General features: G+C 42.2%; 22 protein-coding genes. 11 read left to right on the plus strand and 11 right to left on the minus strand.

Going from position 1 to position 22,772, the window contains the following annotated elements:
- Positions 1 to 13: 13 nt before the first annotated feature.
- On the minus strand, positions 14 to 1,870 hold the full coding sequence (locus QZ576_RS10960; protein WP_297097031.1) for a Xaa-Pro dipeptidyl-peptidase: 1,857 nt from the start codon (positions 1,868 to 1,870) through the stop codon (positions 14 to 16).
- Between the two features lie 270 nt (positions 1,871 to 2,140).
- On the opposite strand from QZ576_RS10960, the gene QZ576_RS10965 reads away from it, so the two are divergent.
- From QZ576_RS10965 to QZ576_RS10975, 3 genes are all read left to right on the plus strand, one after another.
- Positions 2,141 to 2,578, plus strand: a complete 438-nt coding sequence (locus QZ576_RS10965; protein WP_297097032.1) for a DUF4395 domain-containing protein — start codon at positions 2,141 to 2,143, stop codon at positions 2,576 to 2,578.
- 282 nt (positions 2,579 to 2,860) lie between these two features.
- Positions 2,861 to 4,165 (plus strand): MFS transporter, encoded by a 1,305-nt coding sequence (locus tag QZ576_RS10970; protein WP_297097033.1) that lies wholly within the window; start codon positions 2,861 to 2,863, stop codon positions 4,163 to 4,165.
- Positions 4,158 to 5,126: a glycoside hydrolase family 130 protein gene (locus QZ576_RS10975; RefSeq protein ID WP_297097034.1), complete on the plus strand. Its 969-nt coding sequence runs from the start codon at positions 4,158 to 4,160 to the stop codon at positions 5,124 to 5,126. Before QZ576_RS10970 ends, QZ576_RS10975 begins: the two co-directional genes overlap by 8 nt.
- A 93-nt stretch (positions 5,127 to 5,219) precedes the next feature.
- On the opposite strand, the gene QZ576_RS10980 is transcribed toward QZ576_RS10975, so the two are convergent.
- The 5 genes from QZ576_RS10980 to QZ576_RS11000 form a co-directional block, all read right to left on the minus strand.
- Positions 5,220 to 5,597, minus strand: coding sequence for a hypothetical protein (locus tag QZ576_RS10980; RefSeq protein ID WP_297097035.1), 378 nt, complete (start codon positions 5,595 to 5,597; stop codon positions 5,220 to 5,222).
- Positions 5,598 to 5,729: 132 nt separating this feature from the next.
- A complete protein-coding gene (locus tag QZ576_RS10985) occupies positions 5,730 to 6,245 on the minus strand; it encodes an OmpH family outer membrane protein (protein ID WP_297097037.1) in 516 nt (171 codons plus the stop codon).
- Positions 6,246 to 6,442: 197 nt separating this feature from the next.
- Positions 6,443 to 7,153, minus strand: a complete 711-nt coding sequence (locus tag QZ576_RS10990) for an outer membrane lipoprotein-sorting protein (RefSeq protein ID WP_297097039.1) — start codon at positions 7,151 to 7,153, stop codon at positions 6,443 to 6,445.
- A gap of 82 nt (positions 7,154 to 7,235) precedes the next feature.
- A complete protein-coding gene (locus QZ576_RS10995) occupies positions 7,236 to 7,904 on the minus strand; it encodes a ferredoxin--NADP reductase (protein ID WP_297097040.1) in 669 nt (222 codons plus the stop codon).
- Positions 7,905 to 7,949: 45 nt separating this feature from the next.
- The gene (locus QZ576_RS11000) at positions 7,950 to 9,050 is read right to left on the minus strand and encodes an Sb-PDE family phosphodiesterase (RefSeq protein WP_297097041.1); all 1,101 of its coding nucleotides are present in this window, start codon (positions 9,048 to 9,050) and stop codon (positions 7,950 to 7,952) included.
- A gap of 193 nt (positions 9,051 to 9,243) precedes the next feature.
- Between QZ576_RS11000 and QZ576_RS11005 the strand changes: the two genes are divergently transcribed.
- Genes QZ576_RS11005 through nagB form a run of 3 tightly spaced genes read left to right on the plus strand, consistent with a single transcriptional unit; the run spans position 9,244 to position 13,564 of the window.
- Positions 9,244 to 10,461, plus strand: a complete 1,218-nt coding sequence (locus tag QZ576_RS11005; protein WP_297097042.1) for an ROK family transcriptional regulator — start codon at positions 9,244 to 9,246, stop codon at positions 10,459 to 10,461.
- A 3-nt stretch (positions 10,462 to 10,464) separates the two neighbouring features.
- A complete protein-coding gene (locus QZ576_RS11010; protein WP_297097044.1) occupies positions 10,465 to 12,771 on the plus strand; it encodes a glucosamine-6-phosphate isomerase in 2,307 nt (768 codons plus the stop codon).
- 13 nt (positions 12,772 to 12,784) lie between these two features.
- Positions 12,785 to 13,564: a glucosamine-6-phosphate deaminase gene (nagB, locus tag QZ576_RS11015; RefSeq protein ID WP_297097046.1), complete on the plus strand. Its 780-nt coding sequence runs from the start codon at positions 12,785 to 12,787 to the stop codon at positions 13,562 to 13,564.
- 384 nt (positions 13,565 to 13,948) lie between these two features.
- Here the strand turns inward: nagB and QZ576_RS11020 are convergent, their stop codons facing one another.
- The 4 genes from QZ576_RS11020 to yidD form a co-directional block, all read right to left on the minus strand.
- The gene (locus tag QZ576_RS11020; protein ID WP_297097048.1) at positions 13,949 to 14,758 is read right to left on the minus strand and encodes a metal ABC transporter permease; all 810 of its coding nucleotides are present in this window, start codon (positions 14,756 to 14,758) and stop codon (positions 13,949 to 13,951) included.
- A gap of 1 nt (position 14,759) precedes the next feature.
- Entirely contained in the window at positions 14,760 to 15,506 is a 747-nt protein-coding gene (locus QZ576_RS11025; RefSeq protein ID WP_297097050.1) for a metal ABC transporter ATP-binding protein, read from the minus strand.
- Complete coding sequence (locus QZ576_RS11030) at positions 15,506 to 16,381, minus strand: zinc ABC transporter substrate-binding protein (RefSeq protein WP_297097052.1); 876 nt, start codon at positions 16,379 to 16,381, stop codon at positions 15,506 to 15,508. Before QZ576_RS11030 ends, QZ576_RS11025 begins: the two co-directional genes overlap by 1 nt.
- An 81-nt stretch (positions 16,382 to 16,462) precedes the next feature.
- On the minus strand, positions 16,463 to 16,732 hold the full coding sequence (gene yidD, locus QZ576_RS11035) for a membrane protein insertion efficiency factor YidD (protein ID WP_297097053.1): 270 nt from the start codon (positions 16,730 to 16,732) through the stop codon (positions 16,463 to 16,465).
- 210 nt (positions 16,733 to 16,942) lie between these two features.
- Between yidD and QZ576_RS11040 the strand changes: the two genes are divergently transcribed.
- From QZ576_RS11040 to QZ576_RS11050, 3 genes are all read left to right on the plus strand, one after another.
- Complete coding sequence (locus tag QZ576_RS11040) at positions 16,943 to 17,920, plus strand: ROK family protein (RefSeq protein WP_297097054.1); 978 nt, start codon at positions 16,943 to 16,945, stop codon at positions 17,918 to 17,920.
- Positions 17,921 to 18,009: 89 nt separating this feature from the next.
- Positions 18,010 to 19,470: a M1 family metallopeptidase gene (locus tag QZ576_RS11045; protein WP_297097056.1), complete on the plus strand. Its 1,461-nt coding sequence runs from the start codon at positions 18,010 to 18,012 to the stop codon at positions 19,468 to 19,470.
- Positions 19,467 to 19,937 (plus strand): T9SS type A sorting domain-containing protein, encoded by a 471-nt coding sequence (locus QZ576_RS11050; protein ID WP_297097058.1) that lies wholly within the window; start codon positions 19,467 to 19,469, stop codon positions 19,935 to 19,937. The genes QZ576_RS11045 and QZ576_RS11050 overlap by 4 nt, the downstream gene beginning before the upstream one ends.
- A gap of 2 nt (positions 19,938 to 19,939) precedes the next feature.
- On the opposite strand, the gene QZ576_RS11055 is transcribed toward QZ576_RS11050, so the two are convergent.
- Positions 19,940 to 20,344, minus strand: coding sequence for an OsmC family protein (locus QZ576_RS11055; RefSeq protein ID WP_297097061.1), 405 nt, complete (start codon positions 20,342 to 20,344; stop codon positions 19,940 to 19,942).
- Between the two features lie 116 nt (positions 20,345 to 20,460).
- Here QZ576_RS11055 and nikR point away from each other — a divergent pair, with 116 nt between their 5' ends.
- Complete coding sequence (gene nikR / locus QZ576_RS11060) at positions 20,461 to 20,862, plus strand: nickel-responsive transcriptional regulator NikR (RefSeq protein WP_297097063.1); 402 nt, start codon at positions 20,461 to 20,463, stop codon at positions 20,860 to 20,862.
- A 58-nt stretch (positions 20,863 to 20,920) separates the two neighbouring features.
- Positions 20,921 to 22,759, plus strand: a complete 1,839-nt coding sequence (locus QZ576_RS11065) for a TonB-dependent receptor (RefSeq protein ID WP_297097065.1) — start codon at positions 20,921 to 20,923, stop codon at positions 22,757 to 22,759.
- Positions 22,760 to 22,772: the final 13 nt, after the last annotated feature.

A 22,772-nucleotide genomic window follows, 5' to 3' on the forward strand; every position in this document is an offset into this window, starting at 1 on the left:
TTAGAAACCCGTATTATTGAATGGCTTTGTTGTAAGCTTCTGCCCCACCAACAACCGGAATTTCAATGCTTGTTCCGTTCAAATCAACAGTTAATTCTGTTCCCGGTTTTGGATGAAGTGTAAAATCTTTATCGCTCGAAATGATCATCAAGCCAATCTGCTGTCCGGCTTTAATAACCTGATCATCGGGTTGTAACTCGAAAGTCATTTCGTAGAATTTACCCGGTTTTAAGGGCTCACTTTCGCGCAGCGATTTATAGTTCTGCAAATCGGCCCAACCACGGGTGATCAGATTATCGGTTATTTTTGGACGACGCCATTGTGAATTATTCCAAGGCAATGAAACCAGGTAAACCGAAAGGTTAACTGCCGGTTTGCTGCTGGCCGCTTTAATCGTAATCTTTGCCTTTCCTGAAATATGAACGTCTTCTTTAAATTCCGGACTAACATATATTAATCGATGCTCGGTAATATCGGCCTGTGCCAAGGCCTCGCTCGAAAATGAATAGTTGTCGACCAGCGTTTCTTCTTTCTGACTCGATGGTTTTTCAATTACAAGACCACCTTTCTCCGGTGCTCCCGAAGTCAGGAAGAAAGTCACAGGTTTTGCATCCGGATTTGGATAATCAGCGTAAGATGTTGGGTGATCGTGATCAGCATCTTCGCGCACAATCCACGCTTTTGGATCGTTTTCCACGCCATTTTCAATACCAAATAAATAGCGAGTAAACCAACGGTTCATCATGCTAAGTGGTGGTGGTCCGCCGTGTCCATCCTGATGGTAATAAATCTGGTGCGGAATACCTTTTGCTTTAGCTGCCTCGTAAATACGCAAACTATGCTCCGGCACCACATTCCAATCGTTAAAACCGTGCGACATCAACATTGCAGCATGCATCGGCTCCATATCATTCAGGTAATCGCGGCCGGCCCAAAAATCATTGTAATCTCCGGTAATTCGATCCTGACCATTTTTCATTTCAGTATCGCGAACATGTTCTCGTGCATAAGCTCTTTTATCCAAATCGCCGCTGTGAATGAAATCAAAAAGCACATCCACATCCTCGCCAAGATAACCTCCCGGAGAGCGAACCAATCCGTTTGAACGGTAATAATGATAATAGGAAGTATTTGGTGCAATCGGAATAATCGCTTCCAGTCCTTCAACACCGGTAGTTGCGGCAGCCAAAGGTAAAGTTCCTTCGTACGAAGTTCCGGTCATTCCAACTTTTCCTGTACACCAGTATGCTTCAACTTCTTCATTCCCTCTTCTGGTTTTGTAACCTTTTGCACGTCCGCAAAGCCAGTCGATTACCGCTTTTGGAGCCAGCGATTCGTTGTCGCCACCAACTGTTGGAGAGCCGTCAGACAAGCCGGTTCCCGGAGACGATGAATGTACAACAACAAAACCACGGGGAACCCATGTTTTTATCTGAGCCTTCGAAATAATTGGCCGTTCTCCCCTGCGCTGAATTTCGGGCGGGTGCACATGTTGTTTTGGTTCCTCACCCAATTCCTGCTTAACATCCCAGAAAAACTCGGGATTGTTACCTGCCACACCGGCAAAATAAGGGCTCGAATTATAAATAACAGGAAGTTTCAATCCTTCGCTTTCGGTTTGTCGCGGACGTGTAACATCAACGTGCATGCGGTCTAACAGGCCATCGCCATCCGAATCAAATTCAGTTTCCACCCACAGGTCTTCACGAATCCAGTAATCCGGATCTTCAAACGCTTTTACAATTTGTGCCTCTCCATCTTTAAAAAAAGGCTTTGCCTGCTCGTTTTGTTGCGCTCGGCTATCAACAGACCACAACTGAACAAGCATCAAACAGACAACACTTAAACTCAGCTTTTTTCTAATCTTCATTCGTTCAAAATTTTATACAGTCCTTAAAGCGATATAAAAAATCGGCCCCGGACTACTTTTATTACAGTTTTTTATGATTCCCCTCCCCAAAAAACAGGGGTGACAAGCTTATTTTTTTTGAAAAGCTAAATATAGCTACACTTAACTTTTATATGATGACGAATGACATACTTTGTTAATTATTTGTAAGGAATTAAAGTGTAATTCATCCTTTTCTCAATTAAAAGAGTTATTTGTATTTTATTTGCAACAACTATTAACACGACAGCTATGAGACAATTAGTTTGCCCCATATCGAAAGATGTGGTGGATGAAAAAATTACCCGAATAAACGCACTGATCGGTATTTTGCTGATTATAACAGGTTTTGTGATGAATTCGTCAATCTTTTTGATTGTGCTGATGGCCGACTTTTTTATGCGCGCTTTTACGCAGGTAAAACACAGCCCGATTAGCTATGTTAGCCATCGCTTGTCGAATGCACTTAATTTAAAAGAGAAACCAACATCGAAAGCTCCAAAGGTTTTTGCTGCACGACTTGGTTTTGTAATGTCGCTGGTTATTGTTGGGCTGTTTTTAGCTCAGCTAAGCACGGCAGCAATGGTTGTAGCGGGCATGCTGATATTTTTTGCATCGCTCGAATTTGCTTTGGGTATTTGCATGGGATGCATCATTTACACTTATATCGTACTACCATTTTATAAATAATTCTACTTAATACAATTTTTCAGTTTTAAGGCTTCTGTCAGTTGACGGAGGCCTTTTTTATTTTCTGATTTTCAACATTCTGCATAAAGAAAGACAAGCGCCATAAAAATTTGATAATTGTAAAATATTATTGTTCATATTAAATTTTTGTCGTCGTACCGATTGTTTTCCAAGAAATTTGTGCACATACTTTTTAAATTTTTTTAAAATTGCCCTGGTAAGTTTTTAAAAAAATAAAAACGTTACTTTTCAATCATCAATCTTTAACGACATTATTTACCGATGGTAAAAGCAAAAAACAAAGTTACTAATCCGGCAATGTGGGTTCCTACGGCCTATTTTGCAATGGGTTTACCATTCATGGTGCTGGCACAGTCAACGGCTATCATGTATAAAAATATGGGGATCTCCGATTCCAAAATTGCATTCTGGACCTCGCTGATTATGCTTCCGTGGACCTTGAAACCACTATGGAGTCCGGTTTTGGAGATGTTTAAATCGAAGAAGTTTTTTGTGGTTACCAGCCAGTTTATTACCGCAATAACTTTTGCATTGATTGCTTTTGCACTTCCGCTGCCTAACTTTTTTGCCTACACCATTGCGCTGCTTGGCGTTATTGGTTTTAGCGGTGCCACCAACGATATTGCAACCGACGGCGTTTACCTCAGCGTTCTTTCATCAAAAGATCAGGCACGTTACATTGGCTGGCAGGGAGCGTCGTACAATGTGGGTAAATTCCTGGCCTACGGGGGTTTTGTTACCATAGCCGGAATTCTCGAAAAACAAATGGGCATCGTAAATGCCTGGGTAGCCGTAATGCTTGGAATTGGTGCCGTGATGGCTTTGGTAGGCCTTTATCACTCGCGAATGCTACCGGGCGGAGAAGCATCTACATCAGAAGTACAAAGTTTGAAAGAAGGATTTGCCACACTTTGGGATGTGCTAAAAACATTCTTTCAGAAAAAACATATTTACTGGTACATCATCTTTATTGTATTGTACCGATTTGCCGAAGGATTTGCGATAAAAATTGCACCGCTGTTCTTTAAAGCCGCCGTTGCCGATGGTGGTTTAGGATTAACAACAACCGAAATTGGTGTGGTTTACGGAACATTCGGAACCGCAGCTTTTGTGGGAGGCTCGCTTCTTGCAGGTTATTTTATTGCGCGACGTGGTTTAAAACGGGCCTTGTTTATTCTGGTTAGCACCTTTAATATTCCATTTTTGGTTTATGCTTTGCTAGCCCACTATCAACCATCAAGTCTTTACCTGGTTGGTGCGGCAGTGGTGTTCGAATATTTTGGTTATGGCTTTGGATTTGTTGGCCTGATGCTGTTTATGATGCAGCAGGTTGCACCCGGAAAATACAAAATGGCGCACTACGCTTTTGCCACCGGAATTATGAATCTTGGTTTTATGGTGCCGTCGATGCTGAGCGGTTATTTTAGCGACTGGCTGGGCTATAAATTGTTTTTTGCCTGGGTACTAATTGCTACCATTCCTGCATTTATTGCTGCACGATTCGTTCCTTTCGGACACCCCGATAATGTTGATGAAGAAACAAAAGAAATAGAGACAAATGAGTAAAAAAGTAAACATACCTTTTGAAGAACGTCCGCAAGGTTGCACCGATGTAATGTGGCGTTATTCACAAAATCCGGTAATTGGCCGGTACGCGATTCCAACATCAAACAGTATTTTCAACAGTGCTGTCGTACCTTTTGAAGACGGTTTTGCCGGCGTTTTTCGCTGCGACAACAAAGCTGTGCAAATGAATATTTTTGCCGGTTTTAGTAAAGACGGAATCAACTGGGAGATCAATCACGAACCGATTGAAATGGTTGCCGGAAACACGGAAATGATCGAGTCGGATTATAAATACGACCCGCGTGTTACCTGGATTGAAGACCGCTACTGGGTTACCTGGTGTAACGGGTATCACGGACCAACAATCGGGATTGCTTACACTTTCGATTTTAAAACTTTTCACCAATGCGAAAACGCCTTTTTGCCATTTAACCGAAACGGTGTGCTTTTCCCGGAAAAGATCAACGGGAAATATGCCATGTTAAGCCGCCCAAGTGACAACGGCCACACACCATTTGGTGATATTTATATTAGTTACAGCCCGGATATGAAATACTGGGGCGAACACCGTTGTGCCATGAAAGTGACTCCGTTTGAACTGAGTGCCTGGCAGTGTACAAAAATTGGCGCCGGATCTGTTCCGATTAAAACGGAAGAAGGCTGGCTGGAATTCTACCACGGTGTAATCAATACTTGCAACGGATTCCGTTACTCGATGGGTGCTGCAATTCTCGATCTGGAAGATCCATCGAAAGTATTGTATCGCACGCAGCCCTATTTACTGGCTCCTGCCGCACCTTACGAACTGGCCGGCGATGTGCCAAATGTGGTTTTCCCGTGCGCCGCACTTAGCGACGGTGAAAAAATTGCCGTTTATTACGGTGCTGCCGATACGGTTGTAGGAATGGCGTTTGCTTACCAGCAAGAACTCATTGATTTTATCAAGAATAATTCAATCTAGAAAGAAGTTCACGCAAAGACGCGAAGGTTTCGCTAAGCGCGCTGAGAAAAATATTGAATCATAGTGATACCCTCACTTGAAGTGAGGGTATCACTATTTCCTGGGATCACCTCCAAATCGTTTTTCCTTTATAAAATACATATTTGTGGAATCAGGAACCGCGATTGGCATATTCCAATAATTACCTGAAGGTTTTACCACCGGCATATTATCTCCAAAAGCAATAAATACTTCTGTTGTTGATTTTAGATTTGAATTATCAATCGGGTTTTCTATGTTGTCATTAAACAAAGATTGAGGTAATTCGTCCTCCAATTTCAGTTGAGGTGAAATAGTTAAATAATCGGGCTGCTGCTGTTTCTGAAAATCATCGAATTCAATTCGCGGAAGCGGTTTTATAGCGTACTCATTTTGGCTAAATGAAGTAAAGCCCAAACAACAAACAAACATCAAAACAACTATTGTCTTCATAACCTTGAATTTGTTTTAGCAAGTTAATAAAGAGCACTTTAAATAGCTAAGCAATTAAGGTTTTTAACATTTGCAGAAAATCATACTTCACACATTCCTTCCTAACGTATTTTGGGGCAAAAATCTGATACTTTATTCCCCTTTTATCGCCTTCAAAACCAAAGGTGTTAAATCCTCGCTTTCGGGCGAAATGTAGGCCACGTTTCCGGCACTTACATCGAGCACATAAGTAAAATTTTGTGCGCCGGCGATGTTGCTGATTTCCTGGTTTATTTGTTTATAAATGGGTTGAATGAGCTCCATGTTACGGTTTTGCAACTGCTGTTGCGCCGATTGACTGTAATTCTGTATTTTTTGCGACTGCTCCAAAATATCGTTTTGTTTGGTCTGTTTCACAAAATCGGAATAGGTATCGCTTTCGGCTTCAAACTTTTCAATGGCAGCTTCGTGTTCCGCAATCATTTCCTCGTAAATCTCTTGCATGTCTTTTGATTCTCGGTCAATAATAGTCTGAAGACTATCCATCGATGGATGTTTTTGTACCAGCTCCTGAATATTTACATGCCCGATTTTTAATGGCTTTTGTGCGTTTGTAACCGTAGCAATGCAAAGCATTACAACCGCAGACAACAGAAATTTTATTTTCATAGTTATTAATTTAAGATTTTGAGCAAAGATGCCCCAATTATTGCCCCAATACAGCTAAAAGAAGTTAAACCTGTTTATGTTAATCGTTAACAAACTTAAAGGAGTTGCGCCGATTCTTAAATTATGTTTCTATTCTTAAAAATTGTGCATTAAAAAAGGGCGGAAAACCGCCCTTTAACATTTTTATTTAGTGATTTCTAATTTGCAGGTTTTTCAAAAAGAGCATCGTCAATTGGTTCATCAATTTTAATTTCTTCCATTATAACCGACTGTTTACCCATTGGCATTTCAATTTCCATTTTGCTGGCCATTTTAATACCTTTTACCTCTTTGTACTCTACCATTTTGGTAACAATATCCATGGTTTGGCCCATGGCTTCGGCTCTCGACTCCACTTTCGAAATCATGTAGTCGTCGGCATTAATGTAGTACGTTTGAATAACGCCATCTTTGTCAGTCAGTTTCAGTTTGTATGCTTCAGCGCCATCTGCATCAACTTTGCCCAGCATTTCAATGTTACTGCCTTTGGCTTTGTAATTGTAAAGGGCACCTTCCATATCGGCCTGGCCCATTGCTTGTTTTAACTGGTCGCCTTCAAGGTCCTGAACTCCGGCGCCCATCATCGGATTTACCATCCATCCGTTTTCACCATTAAAAGCGCTGGTGGTTTTCTGTCCCATCATTTCCATGTCGACACGGAATTTATTAGGCTTTTTCACTTTTATTTCCATGGGCATTTCCATTCCCATTACGCTTACTTTTGCTTTTACGTTGAATGTTTTTACATCGGCCATTTTATCCAGTCCATTGGCTTTGTAATAACTATCCAATACTTTGTCGAGTGATTGTGCTTGTGTGCTGATTAATGCAAAAAGCATTAAGGCGGTTAATAAAAAGGTACGTTTCATTTTGATTATGTTTTATAAAATTAAGTGTGCAGAATTAGTACCACTAATGTACAAATATTACACTCGGATTCAAATAAGGGGTTTAAAAATAAATTTCGGCGATAATATTGGCGTAATCCACACCTCTTTCAATCAGCATATCGCGCACTTCCACAACCATTAAGGCCTTTCCACAGAGGTAATATTTTACATCTGGCAAATCGGTCAGCCCCTCCAGGTAATTGCTTACCCGACCGGTAAAAACATCGCACGATTGTTCCTGCGAGCAGCACCGAACATAATTTTTTCCCATCGACCATTCCAACTCATCCTCGAAATAAAACTGATTCAAATGTCTCACTCCATGAATTAGCGTTTTATTCTCTGAAATTCCAGATCGATACATGGCATAAAAAGGTGCAATTCCGGTTCCGGTGGCAATCCACCAGGCCGGCTCGTTTGTCCCTAGAAAACTTCCGTATGGCTCCGACACGTATAAAATATCTCCCGGAATCATGGCAGCCATTTTTGGGGTTAAAAAACCATCGTCTTTAATGTTGAACAGGATTCGGATCTCGTCTTCCTGGTTACCGCTGCAAATACTGTAAATACGCGGCGGATGTTCGGTGTCGACACCGATTTTCACCACTTGACCGGGCAAGAATTCCGAGTTTCGTTGAAACGATATCACGTGCACACCAGGCGAAATCTCTTCGTTATTGGTAACTACCTGCTTAAATAATTGTGGTTCCTTTTTTGCTTTTGCTGACATTTATATTCGAATAGAAAAACTGTAGCACCTTAACAATACATCCGGTTAATTGTTTCGGAAAGTGAAGGTTATCACCAATTGGTCGTCAACGCCGGTAAGCATATTATTTACCCGATAATAAACATCGAGGTTGTTGGTATTTGCCACTTCATCCGAATTGCCGCTTAAACTGAGCGCCGAAACATGATGCGCTTTTAGCGTAATCGTTTCAGGAGCATCGAAACCAACTCCTGGCTGAACCAGCTCCAGCTCGTAATCTACATCCGAATTATTCGTAATGTTTATCACTTTCGATTCTTTATTCCTTAGTTTTAGTGGCGTGTTTTTATACTCCAGCGACTCGAAGAAAAGTGGCTCCAGAAATTCAGAACGACCTGCAATGGTATTATCAAAATAAACGGCAGTTCGCTTGGCGAACAAGGCTTCTTTAATTCCGCCAATGGTGCGGCTTTTAGCAAAAACAAGGGTTAGCGGACGATGTCCGTCGTTAACATCCATTGGTCCGTGCACATCGGAATTTCCCAACATGGTTAAGTTTTTTTCGTTGGCCCAATCCATGGCTTCGGGGCAAAACTCCCAATTGTAAACTTCAATTCCGTGCAACATATCATTCTCGAAAAAATAAGAATGTTCGTCCCACCAAAGCACCGAATCGGGTTGTTGTGCATCCCAGCACGGATGATTCCAAAAAATAAACGCACCTTGATCGCGCGCCTCTTTTACAGCGGCCTGCACATCTTCCAGTTCCAATAAATTGGCGTTGGAAATAAACAAAGCATTTAAATGCCCCGGTGGCATGCTGCGTGTAATTTCAGTTCCTTTAATCAATAAAATATCCGACTGATCGGCTAATGGTTTTGCCAAATCGTACGAACGGTTATGGTCGGCCACCACATCAATCGAATGCGGACGATATTCGATATGATCAGTAATTGAAATGGCATCTAAACCTTCGTTCCAGGCCTCTTCAATACGAACGGTTGGCCAAACAGTTCCATCAGAAAATACGGTGTGCATGTGCAAATCGCACTTCAGCGTTTTGTAACCGTTAATATCCGGAATATTAATTATCCGTCGTGCCTGTGCATTCAGTAACCCGCTGCTTAAAACGAGCAGTACAATTATAAACCCAAATCTTTTCATCATGCCGGAAGTTTTATTTAAAATTATCCGATTGTAAATATCCCCGAAAGTAACCAACATTAAAATATTATCATATTAATTTTTTATGAATTGTAAATGAATGGTTAAATTTAGGAGAATTAACACATTCTTTTTAATTTTTTTAAAAAGAAGCTTGTTTCATATTTAAAATATTCTGATTTTTGCAACCACAGTTATGGAAAAACTATTTAAAACAACAGGAAATCAAAGTCAGGCAGTTGAGCAAAAAAAGATTGCCCAGAAAAAACAGATTCTTCGTTCAATCTATTTTAACGGCCCACTTTCAAATTCCGATCTTGCCCGCCAGATAAAATTAAGTACACCAAAAATTAACAGCTTATTACTCGAGCTAATCGAAGACCAACTGGTAACCGAGTTGGGACGTGGCGATTCGAGTGGTGGCCGGCGCCCCAATATTTACGGACTTGTTGAAAACGGTTTTTATGTAGTTGGAATAACCATAAATGTGGCCCGCACTATTATTTCCATTTTTAACAGTTGCAACCAGGAAGTTAGCGGCCCGCACTATTTCCCGATAAAAATGTCGTCGGACATTAACATTTTCAACCAGGTAAATGCCGAGCTTGAAAAAGTTATAAAAGACAGCAATATCGACCGCGACAAAATTTTGGTTGCAGGACTTGAATTACCGGGTTTGATCAACCAAAAAGAAGGCGTTAACCAAACCTATTTCCCGGAAGAAAAAGACCTGTTCTCGAAACTGCAAAAGATATTCGGAATACCGGTTTTCATCAACCACGATGCCAAACTGCGCACCTTTGCCGAACAGTATTTTGGACTGGCAAAAGGAAAGAAAAATGTGTTAATGCTGCAGGCCGACTGGGGTTTGGGACTTGGTATTATTGTTAACGGGAAATTATATACTGGAAAATCGGGTTTCTCGGGCGAATTTGGGCACCTGCCACTGGCCGACAACGGCGTACTTTGTGTGTGCGGCAAACAGGGCTGTTTGGAAACCATTGTTTCGGCCAACGCCATTGCACGCCAGGCGCGCGAGGGAATTGAGCAAGGCCATTCTTCGCTCATAAAAGAGCTGGTAAAAGACGATTTAAACAAAATAGATATTTCAACAGTTATTCAGGCTGCCAACTCCGGCGACCAGTTTGCCATTTCACTATTCTCAGAAGTAGGAAAATGGCTGGGACGCGGAATGGCTTATCTGATTCAGATTTTTAATCCTGAGTTAATCATTATTGGAGGGCAAGTTGCTGTGGCCAGTCAGTTTATTCTGGCGCCTATTCAACAGGCCATTCATACATTTAGTAACCGCGACATAAGCAACCAGACCGAAATTCTGTTTTCGGAACTGGGCACCAAAGCAGGAACCATGGGAGCTGCAGCTTATGCGCTGGAAAGAATCTCAAAAAAATAAAATATGACAGTCAATTTTACAAAGGTTGAAGAAGCATTTTTCGAAGAAACAAAGTCAAAGAAAATTTCGACCAGAATTCCGTATATCACTACAGAAAGTTTCCCAAAACTGGGGCTGCTTTCAGCATTAAGTTTTTTGGAGTGGGCAAGTAAAAACCCGAATGGCGTAGCGTGTTTACCAACAGGGAAAACGGCGCAGTATTTTCTGGATTTCACCCATCTTTTGCTTGATAACTGGAATAACAAGAAAGGAAAAGACTTTTTGGAGAAATATGGTTTGGCCGATGTAAAAAAGCCTGATCTGAGCGAGCTGACCTTTGTACAAATGGGCGAGTTTTTCCCGATTAATCCGGAGCAACACAACAGCCTGTTCAACTATGCAGAAAAACAATATATTGAAGGTTTAGGATTTAAGAAAGAAAATGCCCTGCTTATTAATTCAGAAGATATTAAACTGGCAGAAGGCAAACATTATTCCGAGATCTTCCCGGATTTTAAAATCGACCTGTCGCTGCGTTACCGCGAAGCAAAAACTCACCAGGAACAATTGCAACAAGAATCGATTTTTAAGATCGACAACTGGTGTACAGCCTACGAAAATAAAATCCGCGAAAAAGGTGGAATCGGATTTTTCCTCAGCGGCATTGGCCCTGATGGACTGATTGCTTTCAACACACGCGGATCCGATCATTTTTCATCAACACGTTTAACCGAAACGAACTTTGAAACGCAAGCCATAACGGCTGCCGATTTGGGTGGAATTGAGGTATCGAAAAACCGCCTGGTTGTTACCATTGGTTTGGGTACACTTACTTTTAATCCGGATAACAAAGCAATTGTTTATGCTGCCGGTGAAGCCATTGCCGACACGATAAAAGCATCGCTGGAAAAAGAACCTTCGGTAACCTATCCGGCAACAGCACTGCAAAAACTGAAGAATGCCCGTTTTTACCTCACTGAAGGTGCATCGGTAACTCTTGAGGATAGCATTGAGTGTTACTACACTTGCACGCCATGGAACCATCAGAAAACAGAAAGAGCGGTAATTGAGCTCTGCAAAAAGATAAACAAGTTCGGCTCGAAACTGGAATTGGAAGACCTGAAAGCCGACAAATACTGCAGTATGATTCCTGATCTGAACGAGAATACAGTTCAGTCGGTTATCGATTCAATTTTGGCGAAACTGCAAAAAGGAATGAAAAAAGAGGTGGATCAGGTGTATTACCATACCGGCCCACACCACGACGATATTATGCTTGGCATTATGCCATCGACCAACCGCCAATCGCGCGACGCCAGCAACGAGCTACATTTTTCGGTAGCTACATCGGGTTTCACGGCGGTTACAAACACTTTCTTGTACAACCTGCTGGTTGACACGAAAGACCTGATGAACCAGGGCAAAATTGAAATGATCAACTTCCCCGACTTTTTTAAAGACGGGTACAAATACAAGTGGGACAAGGACATTTACCACTACCTCGACAATATTGCAGCGCAGGATGCAGAGGAAAAACGCCGCGGTGTTTGCCACCGTGTAATTCGTGCGCTGGTTTCTATTTGGGGAATTAAAAACGAGGATGAACTTCGTGAGACTATTTTCGAGATCCTTACCAGCCTGAAAAGCACTTACGACGGCGGAAAAAATCCACCAAAAATTCAGAAGCTGAAAGGAATGATCCGCGAGTTTGAAGAGGAACTGGTTTGGGCGCACTACGGTATTATGGTGAAAAATGTTCACCACCTACATTTGGGCTTTTACTCAGGCGAATCGAACTACGACAAAGACATTCTTCCAATTCTGGAAGACTTCCGAAAATACAAGCCAACAGTTATCAGTTTGGCCATGGATCCGCAGGGAAGCGGCCCCGACACGCACTACAAAGTGTTGATGGCCATTGCAAAAGCTGTTGAAGACTGGAGCAAAGAAGAAGACCTGAGCAAGCTGCGAATTGTTGGTTACCGTAACGTGTGGTTTAAATATAACCCATGGGATGTTGAAGTGATCGTTCCGGTATCGTTGAACTCGCTGGCAACACTGGGAAAATCATTCTCGGAGTGTTACATTACACAGGTTAATGCTTCGTTCCCAAGTTACCAGTTAGATGGAAAATTCAGCGACCTTACACAACGCGTTTGGTTCGATCAGCACAAACAAATACAGTTGCTGTTGGGTAAAAACTTCTTCTACCAAAACGAATCGCCGCTGTTACGCGCTACACACGGTGTAATTTACCACCGTGAGCTAACCGTTGAGCAATTCCTTGAAGAAGCCCAGAAACTGGGAAAAGCAATGGAAAATATACTTTAAAAACCAGAATAAGATGAAACTAGTAATTCATAATAACTACGATGGATTAAGCATTTGGGCAGCAAACCATATTGCTGAAAGAATTAGTGATTTTGAGCCATCGGCAGAAAAACCGTTTGTGCTGGGTTTACCAACCGGATCAACGCCGCTGGGAACTTACAAAGCACTGATAGACTTATACAAACAAGGAAAAGTAACGTTTAAAAACGTGGTTACTTTTAACATGGACGAGTACGTTGGCATTGCCGAGGATCATCCGGAAAGCTACCACAGTTTTATGTTCGAGAACTTTTTCAACCACATCGATATTCCAAAAGAAAACATCAATATTCTTGACGGAAACGCCGCCGACCTTGACGCAGAATGCGAGCGTTACGAAGCCAAAATAGAATCGTACGGAGGCATTGAGCTGTTTATGGGCGGAATGGGCGCCGATGGTCACCTGGCATTTAATATTCCGGGATCGTCGATTCAGTCGCGCACCCGTTTGGTTGACCTGAACTACGACACAATTTTAGCCAACTCGCGTTTCTTCGACAACGATTTGAAGCAGGTACCCAAACAAGCTTTAACAGTTGGGGTGCAAACCGTACTCGACTCGAAAGAAGTGTTGGTTTTAGTGAACGGCTACAAAAAAGCCCGGGCACTGCAAAATGTAGTGGAAAACGGTATCAACCACATGTGGACATTATCGGCACTGCAAATGCACCCGAATGGTATTATTGTTTGCGACGAAGATGCTACAATGGAACTAAAAGTAGGAACTGTAAAGTATTTTAAAGAATCAGTTTAAACCAACTGGATTTGAATAAAAAATGACTGCCCGCCTGATGATTCAGAGCGGGCAGTTGATTTAAATAATCCCGAATTGAGTTGTGAATATCACACTCCGAAAATACATTTTCTTTTCAATTGAACCAAACAAGAATCAACCGATTCCTGCATTTTTTAAACATGTTTTTTTCTGTGGATAGATAGGAAAAGACTCTATTCTACTGACCTGTAGATCTTTTTCGCACGGGCTTGATAACCACTTCATTTTCGCACTGCGGGCAAATATAAATTTCGCACCCGGTGCAGGCAAAACAATTACTGCACGACCGTGGAACATCGAGATTGGAAAACTGAAAGAGACAGTTTGAACAGGTGTATATTTTCTCCTTTTTCTGCGGAAACATTACACAAACGATTTAACCAAACGAAGTATTCCGAAAATAACAACCAGCGTAAAAATGATGGCTGCTCCCGAAGGAATATTCAGAAAGTAGGAAATAAACAAACCGGCAATTGTGCCCACAAAAGCAAACACCGACGAATACACCAGCAGGCGTTTAAAATCGTTGGTAAATAAATTGGCAGTTGCCTGCGGAATAGTCAGCAACGAAAGGATAAGAATGATGCCCACAACCCTGATGTTCAAAACAACGGTTAGCGCAATAAGCACGATTATGAGGTAGTTGAACAAAGCCACCGGCAAACCTGCGGTGCGCGCAAACTCTTCGTCGAAAGCGATGTAAAGGATTTTACGCAAAAATACGGCAAAGAAAACCACGATAACCAGGTTCAGCATAAACATCCACCAAAGCTCGGAATTGGTTACCGTTAGTATATTTCCGAACAGGTAACTCATCAGATTTGGTGTATATCCTGGAGTTAGGAATACAAAGATAATTCCCAGTGCCATTCCCAGCGACCACCAAATTGCAATGGAAGAATCTTCGCGGATTTCGGCCACTTTGGTAAAAAACTGAATACCCAATGCCGATAAAACAGCAAAAAGCACCGCTCCCAGCAAGGGGTTAAATCCGAGGAAAAATGCCAATCCGATTCCGCCAAACGACGCGTGCGTTATTCCACCACTGATAAACACAATACGCCGCGAAACAATGTAAGCACCAATAATCCCGCATGAGATACTGGCGAACACTGCGGCCAAAAAAGCTTTCTGAAAAAAATCGTATGAAAATAATTCTAGTATTGCGTTCATATTAATGATGATGGTGCTTTAAAACGGTATGCGGAATTTCGCCATGCGAGATAATTTGTATCGGGCAGTTATAGTTGGCCAGCTGCTCTTGCGAAATTACATTGCTGGGGTGATAATGCAGGTACTTATTTACACAGGCGATAGATTTTACGCAGCTGGTAATGGTGCCCACATCGTGCGAAACCAAAAGGATGGCAAGCTCTTCATTTAACTTCTCCAACTTTTCGTAAAGTTCGCCTTCAAAACGGTTATCCACAAAAGTATCCGGCTCATCGAGAATTAGCAATTTGGGATCGCTTAACAGGGCCCGGCACAAAAACACACGTTGCATTTGTCCGCCCGACAACTCGCCAATGGCTTTGTTTCGAATACCGGCAACACCCATTTCTTCCAGCAATGCCTCTGCTTTATCTTTTGCTACGCTTTTTGCGTTTTGACGATTTTGCATAATGCCACCCGAAAGTACCACATCGAAAACAGTGATCGGGAATTTACGATCGATGTGCCGTACCTGTGGCAAGTAACCAATTGGTTTTTTCCGGCCGCTCATTTCTTTCGAGAAATGAATTTTCCCCGATTCCGGCTTCTTCAATCCCAAAATGGCTTTTAACAAAGTTGTTTTGCCACCTCCGTTGGGACCGATAACACCCAGAAAGTCGTTCTCCCGAATTTCGAGATCAACATTTTCCAGCACCGGCACCTTATCATAAGCAACCGTCAGGTTTTCTATTTTAATTAATGGATCCATTAAAAATTGTCAATCAGAATTTGGGTCATTGTTCTTAGGTTTTCTTCCCACTCCGGGTTAAGTGGCCACACCTGAATAATTTTGCCACCAATTTCGTCGGCAAAAACACGTGCGTGCTCGCGGTCGAATTCACTTTGAATGTAAACCACTTTTATTCCTTCCGATTTGGCCATGTCAACCACTTCGCGCAAATGCTGCGGTGTTGGTTCTTTACCACCGGTTTCAAGCGAGTACTGATCTAAACCATATTCGCGGGCATAATACGAAAGGCTCGGGTGAAAAACGATAAACTTTCGCCCGGCGTAATCTTTCAGTTGATTTTTAAGATCGATATTTAGCTGATCACATTCTTTTACAAAACGCATGTAATTAGCTTTGTAATCTGCTGCCTTTTCGGGTTTTAGTGCCGAAAGTTCGTCGAGGATTACTTTTGCCATATCCTTCACCATTGTTGGCGACAGCCACACATGCGGATCAACACCATCGATATGCACATGGTCGCCATGTTGCTCCATTTTATCGGCAATCAAATCCAGGCCTTCCGAAATATTTACCACCTTCATTTTGGTGTTCGCCTGTTCAATTTTATCGGCCCACGAGTGTTCAAAACCAATGTACCCGATACGGAACCAAATGGCCGAACGCGAAATATCTTTCAACTGCGAGGGTAAAAGTGTGTATGCTGCCGGGCTCGATCCGGGCGGGATAAGCAGGTTTATCTCAAAATCGTCGCCGGCAATTTTCTCCACAAACGTTTTTTGCGGTAAAATACTCACGGTTACAACGTCGGCTGCGGCACTATTTTCTGCTTTCTTTTGGTTTCCGCACGATGCAAACAAAGTAGCCAGAACCAATAAAAGGATTATTCTCTTCATCAATGTATATTTTGGTGTCTCAATTTAACAATGTTCCACAAATTTAGTTGTATGTTTTGGAATAAATAAATTGAACGCAGCTTAATGCTGTTTTTCGCGCGGTTCTTTGGGCGGAACGGGATCGTAACCGTGTGTTCCCCAGGGATGGCATTTTGAAAGGCGCCTCACTGTCAGCACCAATCCTTTAAACGGACCGTGAATTTTTATCGCCTTTACAGCATACTCCGAACACGTAGGAACGTGCCGGCACGATGCAGGAGTTAGTGGCGATATTCCGTATTTGTAAATGTAAATCGGAATTAAAAGTATCCACCCCAAAAACTTCAGAATTGCTTTACCAATTGCTTTCATAATAAATACAGCCGACAAAGGTACGATTAAAATTCATCGTTGTTTTGTGATCTGAATTTCAGTTTCATCTTAAAAAACGTTAAAGCTTAATTGAATTCAAAATAAATAGCTATAAACCTATGCCCACACCCCTGCCAATTGCATAATATTTTTAATTTTGCTAACACGCAGAAAAAACAGACAAAATCTAAATTAATAAGCATAATAAAAATGAAGAAAGTAGCAATTGGAGTTGATATTGGCGGAACAAATACTGCCATTGGCGTAGTTGACGCTGAAGGAAATGTGATGGTAAAAGACAATATTTCTACACCTTCGCATGGCGATATCGACCAATACATCTCAGATTTGGCAGCGGCCATTAAAGAACTGATCAAATCAGTTAAGTTATTGAATGAAAATTTAGAAGTTTTCGGTATAGGAATTGGCGCTCCAAACGGTAATTACTACAGCGGAACAATTGAATATGCTCCAAATTTATCGTTTAAAGGAGTGGTTCGTTTAGTTGAACTACTTCGTGCACACTTCCCTGATATGGAAGCACTTGCACTTACAAACGACGCAAATGCAGCAGCTATTGGCGAAATGATTTATGGTGGCGCCAAAGACATGAAAAACTTTGTGATGTTCACCCTTGGAACCGGCGTTGGTAGCGGTATTGTTGTAAACGGCGACTTGGTGTACGGAAACGACGGTTTTGCGGGCGAATGTGGTCACACTACATTAATTCCTGGCGGACGTCTTTGCGGATGTACTGCACTGGGCCACTTAGAGGCTTATTGCTCGGCTCCCGGAATGAAACGTACTGCTTTTGAGTTGATGGTTCAGTACAACGCTACCGACAGTATTTTGGCCGACAAATCGTTTAACGAGTTAGACTCGAAAATGATTTACGACGCTGCTGAAAAAGGCGACAAAATTGCGTTGGAAGTATTTGAAAAAACCGGTGCATGGTTAGGACAAGGTTTGGCTGACACTGTTCACCACCTGAGCCCTGAAGCAGTATTCCTGTTTGGCGGACCAACTGCTGCCGGCGACTACATTTTTAAACCAACTAAAAAGCACATGGAAAAACACTTGCTTCCTATCTTTAAAGAGAAGATCAAGATTCTTCCATCGGAGCTTAAGCCTGGCGACGCAGCTATTGTTGGCGCTAGCGCATTGGCATGGAAAGAGCTGGAAAAATAAACAGTAAATCCTTATAAAATCAGAAGCGGACCATTATGGTTCGCTTTTTTTATGCTTTAAATCTTCATCCGGAATTGTATCTTTAAGCAATGATACGATTCGTCCACATCCTTCTTTTTCTTTGTCTCGGTCTGATTACCATTGCACAGGAAAATGAGCTTTTCATTTCCGACAAAATAGCACTGGAGGAAAGCAGGAATTTTCTGTTAAAATCGAATTTTATTGAAAGCCAAAACAACAGTCTTACCGACATCGTTTATCAGCGGATGGAGTGGCAGGTCGATCCGGCAATCCGATATATTTCCGGAAAGGTAACCTCCTATTTTAAAAGCGAAACCGAGTTGCTGAACACGATTGAATTTGATCTTTCCGACTCATTAATAGTTGACTCTGTTTTTATTAGAAACAACAGCGCCGCATTTACCCATCAGAATAATAAAGTTGAAATTAATTTACAGGAATCTCTTCTGCTCAATCAACTTGATTCTGCCACGATTTTCTATCATGGAGTTCCGCCAACTTCCGGTTTTGGTTCGTTTGAAACCAGTTTTCACGGCACAGAGTTTACACCCGTTTTGTGGACACTCTCAGAACCTTACGGCGCCATGGAATGGTGGCCCTGCAAACAATCGCTGGCCGATAAAATCGACTCGATTGATGTGATTGTAAAAACACCGGAGCAATACAAAACAGCAAGCAACGGAATTTTGGTTTCTGAACAAGTGAACGACTCCACCAGAACAATGCACTGGAAACACCGTTTTCCTATTGCCACTTACCTGGTTGCCATTGCTGTAACCAATTACGAGCGTTATTCCGATTATTTGGAGACAGAAAATGGCGACTCCATTGAAATTCTGAATTACGTTTATCCGGAAGATCTTGAAGATGCAAAAGGCAAAACGCCGGTTACTGCCGAAATTATGCAGTTGTACCAAAATCTGGTTGGTGATTATCCTTTTGCGGCTGAAAAATACGGCCATGCACAGTTTGGCTGGGGCGGCGGAATGGAGCATCAAACCATGAGTTTTATGGGTAGTTTTGGTTACGGACTAATTGCGCACGAACTGGCCCATCAATGGTTTGGCGATTATATCACATTGGGCTCGTGGCAAGACATCTGGCTAAACGAAGGTTTTGCGACCTACTTAACCGGACTGTCCTACGAAAACATTGAAACCGATTGGTGGCCGGTGTGGAAACAAGTGTATTCCGACCAGGTGAAACAGGAACCCGACGGTTCAGTTTATGTTACCGATACCACATCTGTGGCCCGCATTTTTAGCAGTCGATTGTCGTATGCAAAAGGCGGTTACTTGCTGCACATGTTGCGTTGGGTTATTGGTGACGATGCCTTTTTTCAGGGCCTTAAAAACTATTTCACCGATCCAAAAGTTGCCAATGGTTTTGCCTACTCCGAGGACGTAATAAAACATTTTGAGCAAGCTGCAGATACAAGTTTAACAGAGTTCTTTAACGACTGGTTGTACGGCGAAGGTTTCCGGTTTACTCCGCCAGTTTTAAACCAACTGACGAAGGAAAAACAGTGATAACACTGAGTCAGACCACCACTCACAAATCGGTTGATTTTTTCGAAATACCTGTGCCTGTTCGTTTGTACAATGCTGGTCGAACTGATTCAGTTGATGCCAGACTGAATCATACAAGCAATCAGCAACAATTTATCATTGACACCGATTTCCGTGTTGCCGAACTGGTAATCGATCCTGATCTCTGGCTAATCTCTGAGACGCAGGAGGTTGTTGGAGTTTCGCCAGAAATCAATACTCAATCGATAGAAATATTTCCGAATCCGGCTACTACAGAAATTCATTTGCAAATTCCTTTAGGGACAGAAATCTCCGGCATCCGCATCTACGATATGAACGGAACCGAAGTGAAACGTTTCTCCACACAATTAGAAAAAATAAATATTTCAGACCTCGCTCCCGGCGTATATCTGCTAAAAGCCGAAAATTCTGATGGAACCTTTCAAGGCCGTTTTATCAAACAGTAAAACTACCAGTTGAACTTTATGGTTTGAATCAGGTCTGGATGTAAACTCAGCGGAACCGGGCTAATACCGGCAACACTTTCAACCAATTGCTTTTCTTCGTCACTGTAATTTTTTGCCGGAAACGTAAATTCCACAACCACCTCTGCCACACGTCGCGGATCGGAAGCCATTATTTTTGTCACGTCAACTTGCGTTTCTTCAATATCAATCCCATTATCGCGGGCTTTTATTCCCATAATCGTCATTATACAACTTCCCAAAGCCGTTGCCAACAGATCGGTTGGCGAGAAATACTCCCCTTTGCCACGGTTGTCAGTCGGTGCATCTGTTATCACTTTATTACCCGATTGCAGGTGCTCATTTTCGGTGCGTAATTCGCCCAGGTAAATTGTTTTTATCGTTGTCATACCAAGTCATTTTGTTTTGTTTAAAGATAAAGCATTTTCAACAATCCCGATTTTACTGCCACAGATTCGTTCGATTTTCATACATTCGTGTTACGAATTTTAAAATTAGTATTACCATGACCGTTTCCAGGTTTGGCGTTTCGTTAGATGAAGAACTTCTTGAAGCACTCGACAAGTATGTTGAGGACAATGCTTTTGCCAATCGCTCGCGCGCTATTCGTCACCTTATTGAAAAAAATTTGGTGGAGGAAAAGTGGAAGTGCGATAACATTGTGGCTGGCGCCGTTATCATTGTTTTTAACCACGAGAAAAAGGACATCCTAAAGAAGTCGGCAGAGATTCAATACGAACACAAAGAGTTTATTCTTTCATCGCAGGGCTTCTATTTAAACGAGTTGAATTATATGGAAATCATTGCCGTTAAAGGGCCATCGCGAAAGCTCACTGAGATTTCTGATCAGCTCATCAGCCTGAAAGGAATTCAGCACGGAAAATTGGTAATGAGCAAAGCCGAATAATTTTTTTGGTCAAATGGTAGCACGATTAAATCAATACGTAACACAATAAACTATGATAATGCGAATATTAATCTTCAGTTTTTTCACCCTAATCATCACCCAAGGAATTGCCAGTGCACAAATGCACTATGCAACCGACGACACCATTACAATCAACGAAGTGGTGGTTACCGGAACACAGGTTCAGGTGAACCGCAACAATGTACCGATGGCTGTTTCGGTGGTGAATCGCACTCAAATTGAGGAAAGTGATGAGTCGGCAATTCTACCGATTTTAAATGGCCGGGTGCCGGGTTTGTTCGTAACCGAGCGTGGCATAACCGGTTTTGGTGTTGCTGCCGGTTCGGCAGGTCAGATCTCGATCAGAGGAATTGGCGGCAGTCCAACTACCGGCGTTTTAATGCTGATTGACGGGCACCCACAGTTTATGGGAATTATGGGGCATCCACTCCCCGATTCGTACGTTGCTTCGGATGTTGAACGTGTGGAAGTTGTTCGCGGACCGGCTTCAATTCTTTACGGATCGAATGCCATGGGAGGTGTAATAAATATTATCACAAAGAAACAAGATACAGAAGGATTTAATGGTCATGCCCGCATTTCTTACGGATCGTACAACACGCAAAAGTACATGGGATCGGTTGGTTTTAAGAAGGATAAATTCAGCGTATTTATTTCAGGAAATCATGATCAGACGGATGGTCACCGCCCCAATTCTGATTTCAAAATAACAAATAGTTACCTGAAATTGGGTTACCAGATCAGCGACCATTTTGATGCCGCAGCTGATTTTAGCTTGGCTGCCTTTGATGCATCTGATCCGGGCCCGGATACACTCAATGCATCGGCAGGAGAAACAATTGATATTTTACGTGGTTACGGATCTTTCTCATTGCGGAATAATTTTGAAAGAGCGTCGGGTGCACTAAAGTTCTTCTATAATTTTGGAGAGCACGAAATTACTGATGGCTTCCATTCAAACGACCACAATTATGGATTGAATCTGTACGAAACTTTTCAGCTTTTTGAAGGTAATAATCTGACAGCCGGAATCGATTTGATGAATTACGGAGGAGATGCTGAAAATACTTTTGCAATGGGCGGCCAGGGGCTGACCTTTGCCGACACGACAATTACAGAAATTGGGACCTACTTATTCTCGCAACAAAGCATTGGCGAGAAACTGATTGTCAACGCAGGTCTTCGTTATCATCATCACAGCGAATATGGTTCGGTTTGGATTCCTTCGGTAGGTTTTGCCAATTCATTTTCGCCGGCAACCACATGGAAGGGAACCATTTCAAAAGGCTTTAGAAGCCCTACAATGCGCGAACTGTTTATGTGGGGACCAAATCCTAATCTCGACCCGGAGTCGATCTGGAATTACGAAACAGGCATTATGCAAGCCTTTTTTGAAGGGATGATGCGCGCAGAACTTACTGCCTTTTTGGTAAAAGGCGATAACCTGATCGTTAATACCGGTCAGCCAAACGGTTATCAAAATACGGGGGAAGTTTCGAATAAAGGAATTGAGTTCTCGCTGGATGCAACACCGACAAAAGAACTGACTTTGAATGCTACATACAGCTATACCAACATGAAGAATCCGGTTTATGCTACGCCGGAACATCATCTTTTCATCAATGCATCTTATCGCATTAAGAAGCTATTGTTGGTGGCCAATATGCAACATATTTCGGGACTGGATAACGACCCAACACCCGTCACTAATTTAGAAAGCTACTCACTACTAAATGCAAAGGCCAGTTACAACTTGACGAGGAATGTAAAACTTTACGTTAGTGGAGAAAATCTGCTAAGCACCAACTACGCCGTTAACCGTTATTATACCATGCCGGAAATCACTGTGTTTGGCGGGTTGAGTTTGATGTTCTGAGAAGAGAATTAGA

This window comes from uncultured Draconibacterium sp., from assembly GCF_913060805.1.
In the GTDB taxonomy this organism is placed as follows: domain Bacteria; phylum Bacteroidota; class Bacteroidia; order Bacteroidales; family Prolixibacteraceae; genus Draconibacterium.

Bases quoted from the DNA above. Each gene is read 5' to 3' on its own strand.
- nikR (WP_297097063.1), top strand. From the start codon at position 20,461: ATGACCGTTTCCAGGTTTGGCGTTTCGTTAGATGAAGAACTTCTTGAA.
- QZ576_RS10975 (WP_297097034.1), top strand. From the start codon at position 4,158: ATGAGTAAAAAAGTAAACATACCTTTTGAAGAACGTCCGCAAGGTTGC.
- QZ576_RS11040 (WP_297097054.1), top strand. From the start codon at position 16,943: ATGAAGAAAGTAGCAATTGGAGTTGATATTGGCGGAACAAATACTGCC.
- QZ576_RS11020 (WP_297097048.1), bottom strand. From the start codon at position 14,758: ATGAACGCAATACTAGAATTATTTTCATACGATTTTTTTCAGAAAGCT.
- QZ576_RS10965 (WP_297097032.1), top strand. From the start codon at position 2,141: ATGAGACAATTAGTTTGCCCCATATCGAAAGATGTGGTGGATGAAAAA.
- QZ576_RS11025 (WP_297097050.1), bottom strand. From the start codon at position 15,506: ATGGATCCATTAATTAAAATAGAAAACCTGACGGTTGCTTATGATAAG.
- QZ576_RS10990 (WP_297097039.1), bottom strand. From the start codon at position 7,153: ATGAAACGTACCTTTTTATTAACCGCCTTAATGCTTTTTGCATTAATC.
- QZ576_RS11065 (WP_297097065.1), top strand. From the start codon at position 20,921: ATGCGAATATTAATCTTCAGTTTTTTCACCCTAATCATCACCCAAGGA.
- QZ576_RS10995 (WP_297097040.1), bottom strand. From the start codon at position 7,904: ATGTCAGCAAAAGCAAAAAAGGAACCACAATTATTTAAGCAGGTAGTT.
- QZ576_RS10985 (WP_297097037.1), bottom strand. From the start codon at position 6,245: ATGAAAATAAAATTTCTGTTGTCTGCGGTTGTAATGCTTTGCATTGCT.
- QZ576_RS11005 (WP_297097042.1), top strand. From the start codon at position 9,244: ATGGAAAAACTATTTAAAACAACAGGAAATCAAAGTCAGGCAGTTGAG.
- yidD (WP_297097053.1), bottom strand. From the start codon at position 16,732: ATGAAAGCAATTGGTAAAGCAATTCTGAAGTTTTTGGGGTGGATACTT.
- QZ576_RS11010 (WP_297097044.1), top strand. From the start codon at position 10,465: ATGACAGTCAATTTTACAAAGGTTGAAGAAGCATTTTTCGAAGAAACA.
- QZ576_RS11045 (WP_297097056.1), top strand. From the start codon at position 18,010: ATGATACGATTCGTCCACATCCTTCTTTTTCTTTGTCTCGGTCTGATT.
- QZ576_RS10960 (WP_297097031.1), bottom strand. From the start codon at position 1,870: ATGAAGATTAGAAAAAAGCTGAGTTTAAGTGTTGTCTGTTTGATGCTT.
- QZ576_RS11000 (WP_297097041.1), bottom strand. From the start codon at position 9,050: ATGATGAAAAGATTTGGGTTTATAATTGTACTGCTCGTTTTAAGCAGC.
- QZ576_RS10980 (WP_297097035.1), bottom strand. From the start codon at position 5,597: ATGAAGACAATAGTTGTTTTGATGTTTGTTTGTTGTTTGGGCTTTACT.
- QZ576_RS11055 (WP_297097061.1), bottom strand. From the start codon at position 20,344: ATGACAACGATAAAAACAATTTACCTGGGCGAATTACGCACCGAAAAT.
- QZ576_RS11030 (WP_297097052.1), bottom strand. From the start codon at position 16,381: ATGAAGAGAATAATCCTTTTATTGGTTCTGGCTACTTTGTTTGCATCG.
- QZ576_RS10970 (WP_297097033.1), top strand. From the start codon at position 2,861: ATGGTAAAAGCAAAAAACAAAGTTACTAATCCGGCAATGTGGGTTCCT.
- nagB (WP_297097046.1), top strand. From the start codon at position 12,785: ATGAAACTAGTAATTCATAATAACTACGATGGATTAAGCATTTGGGCA.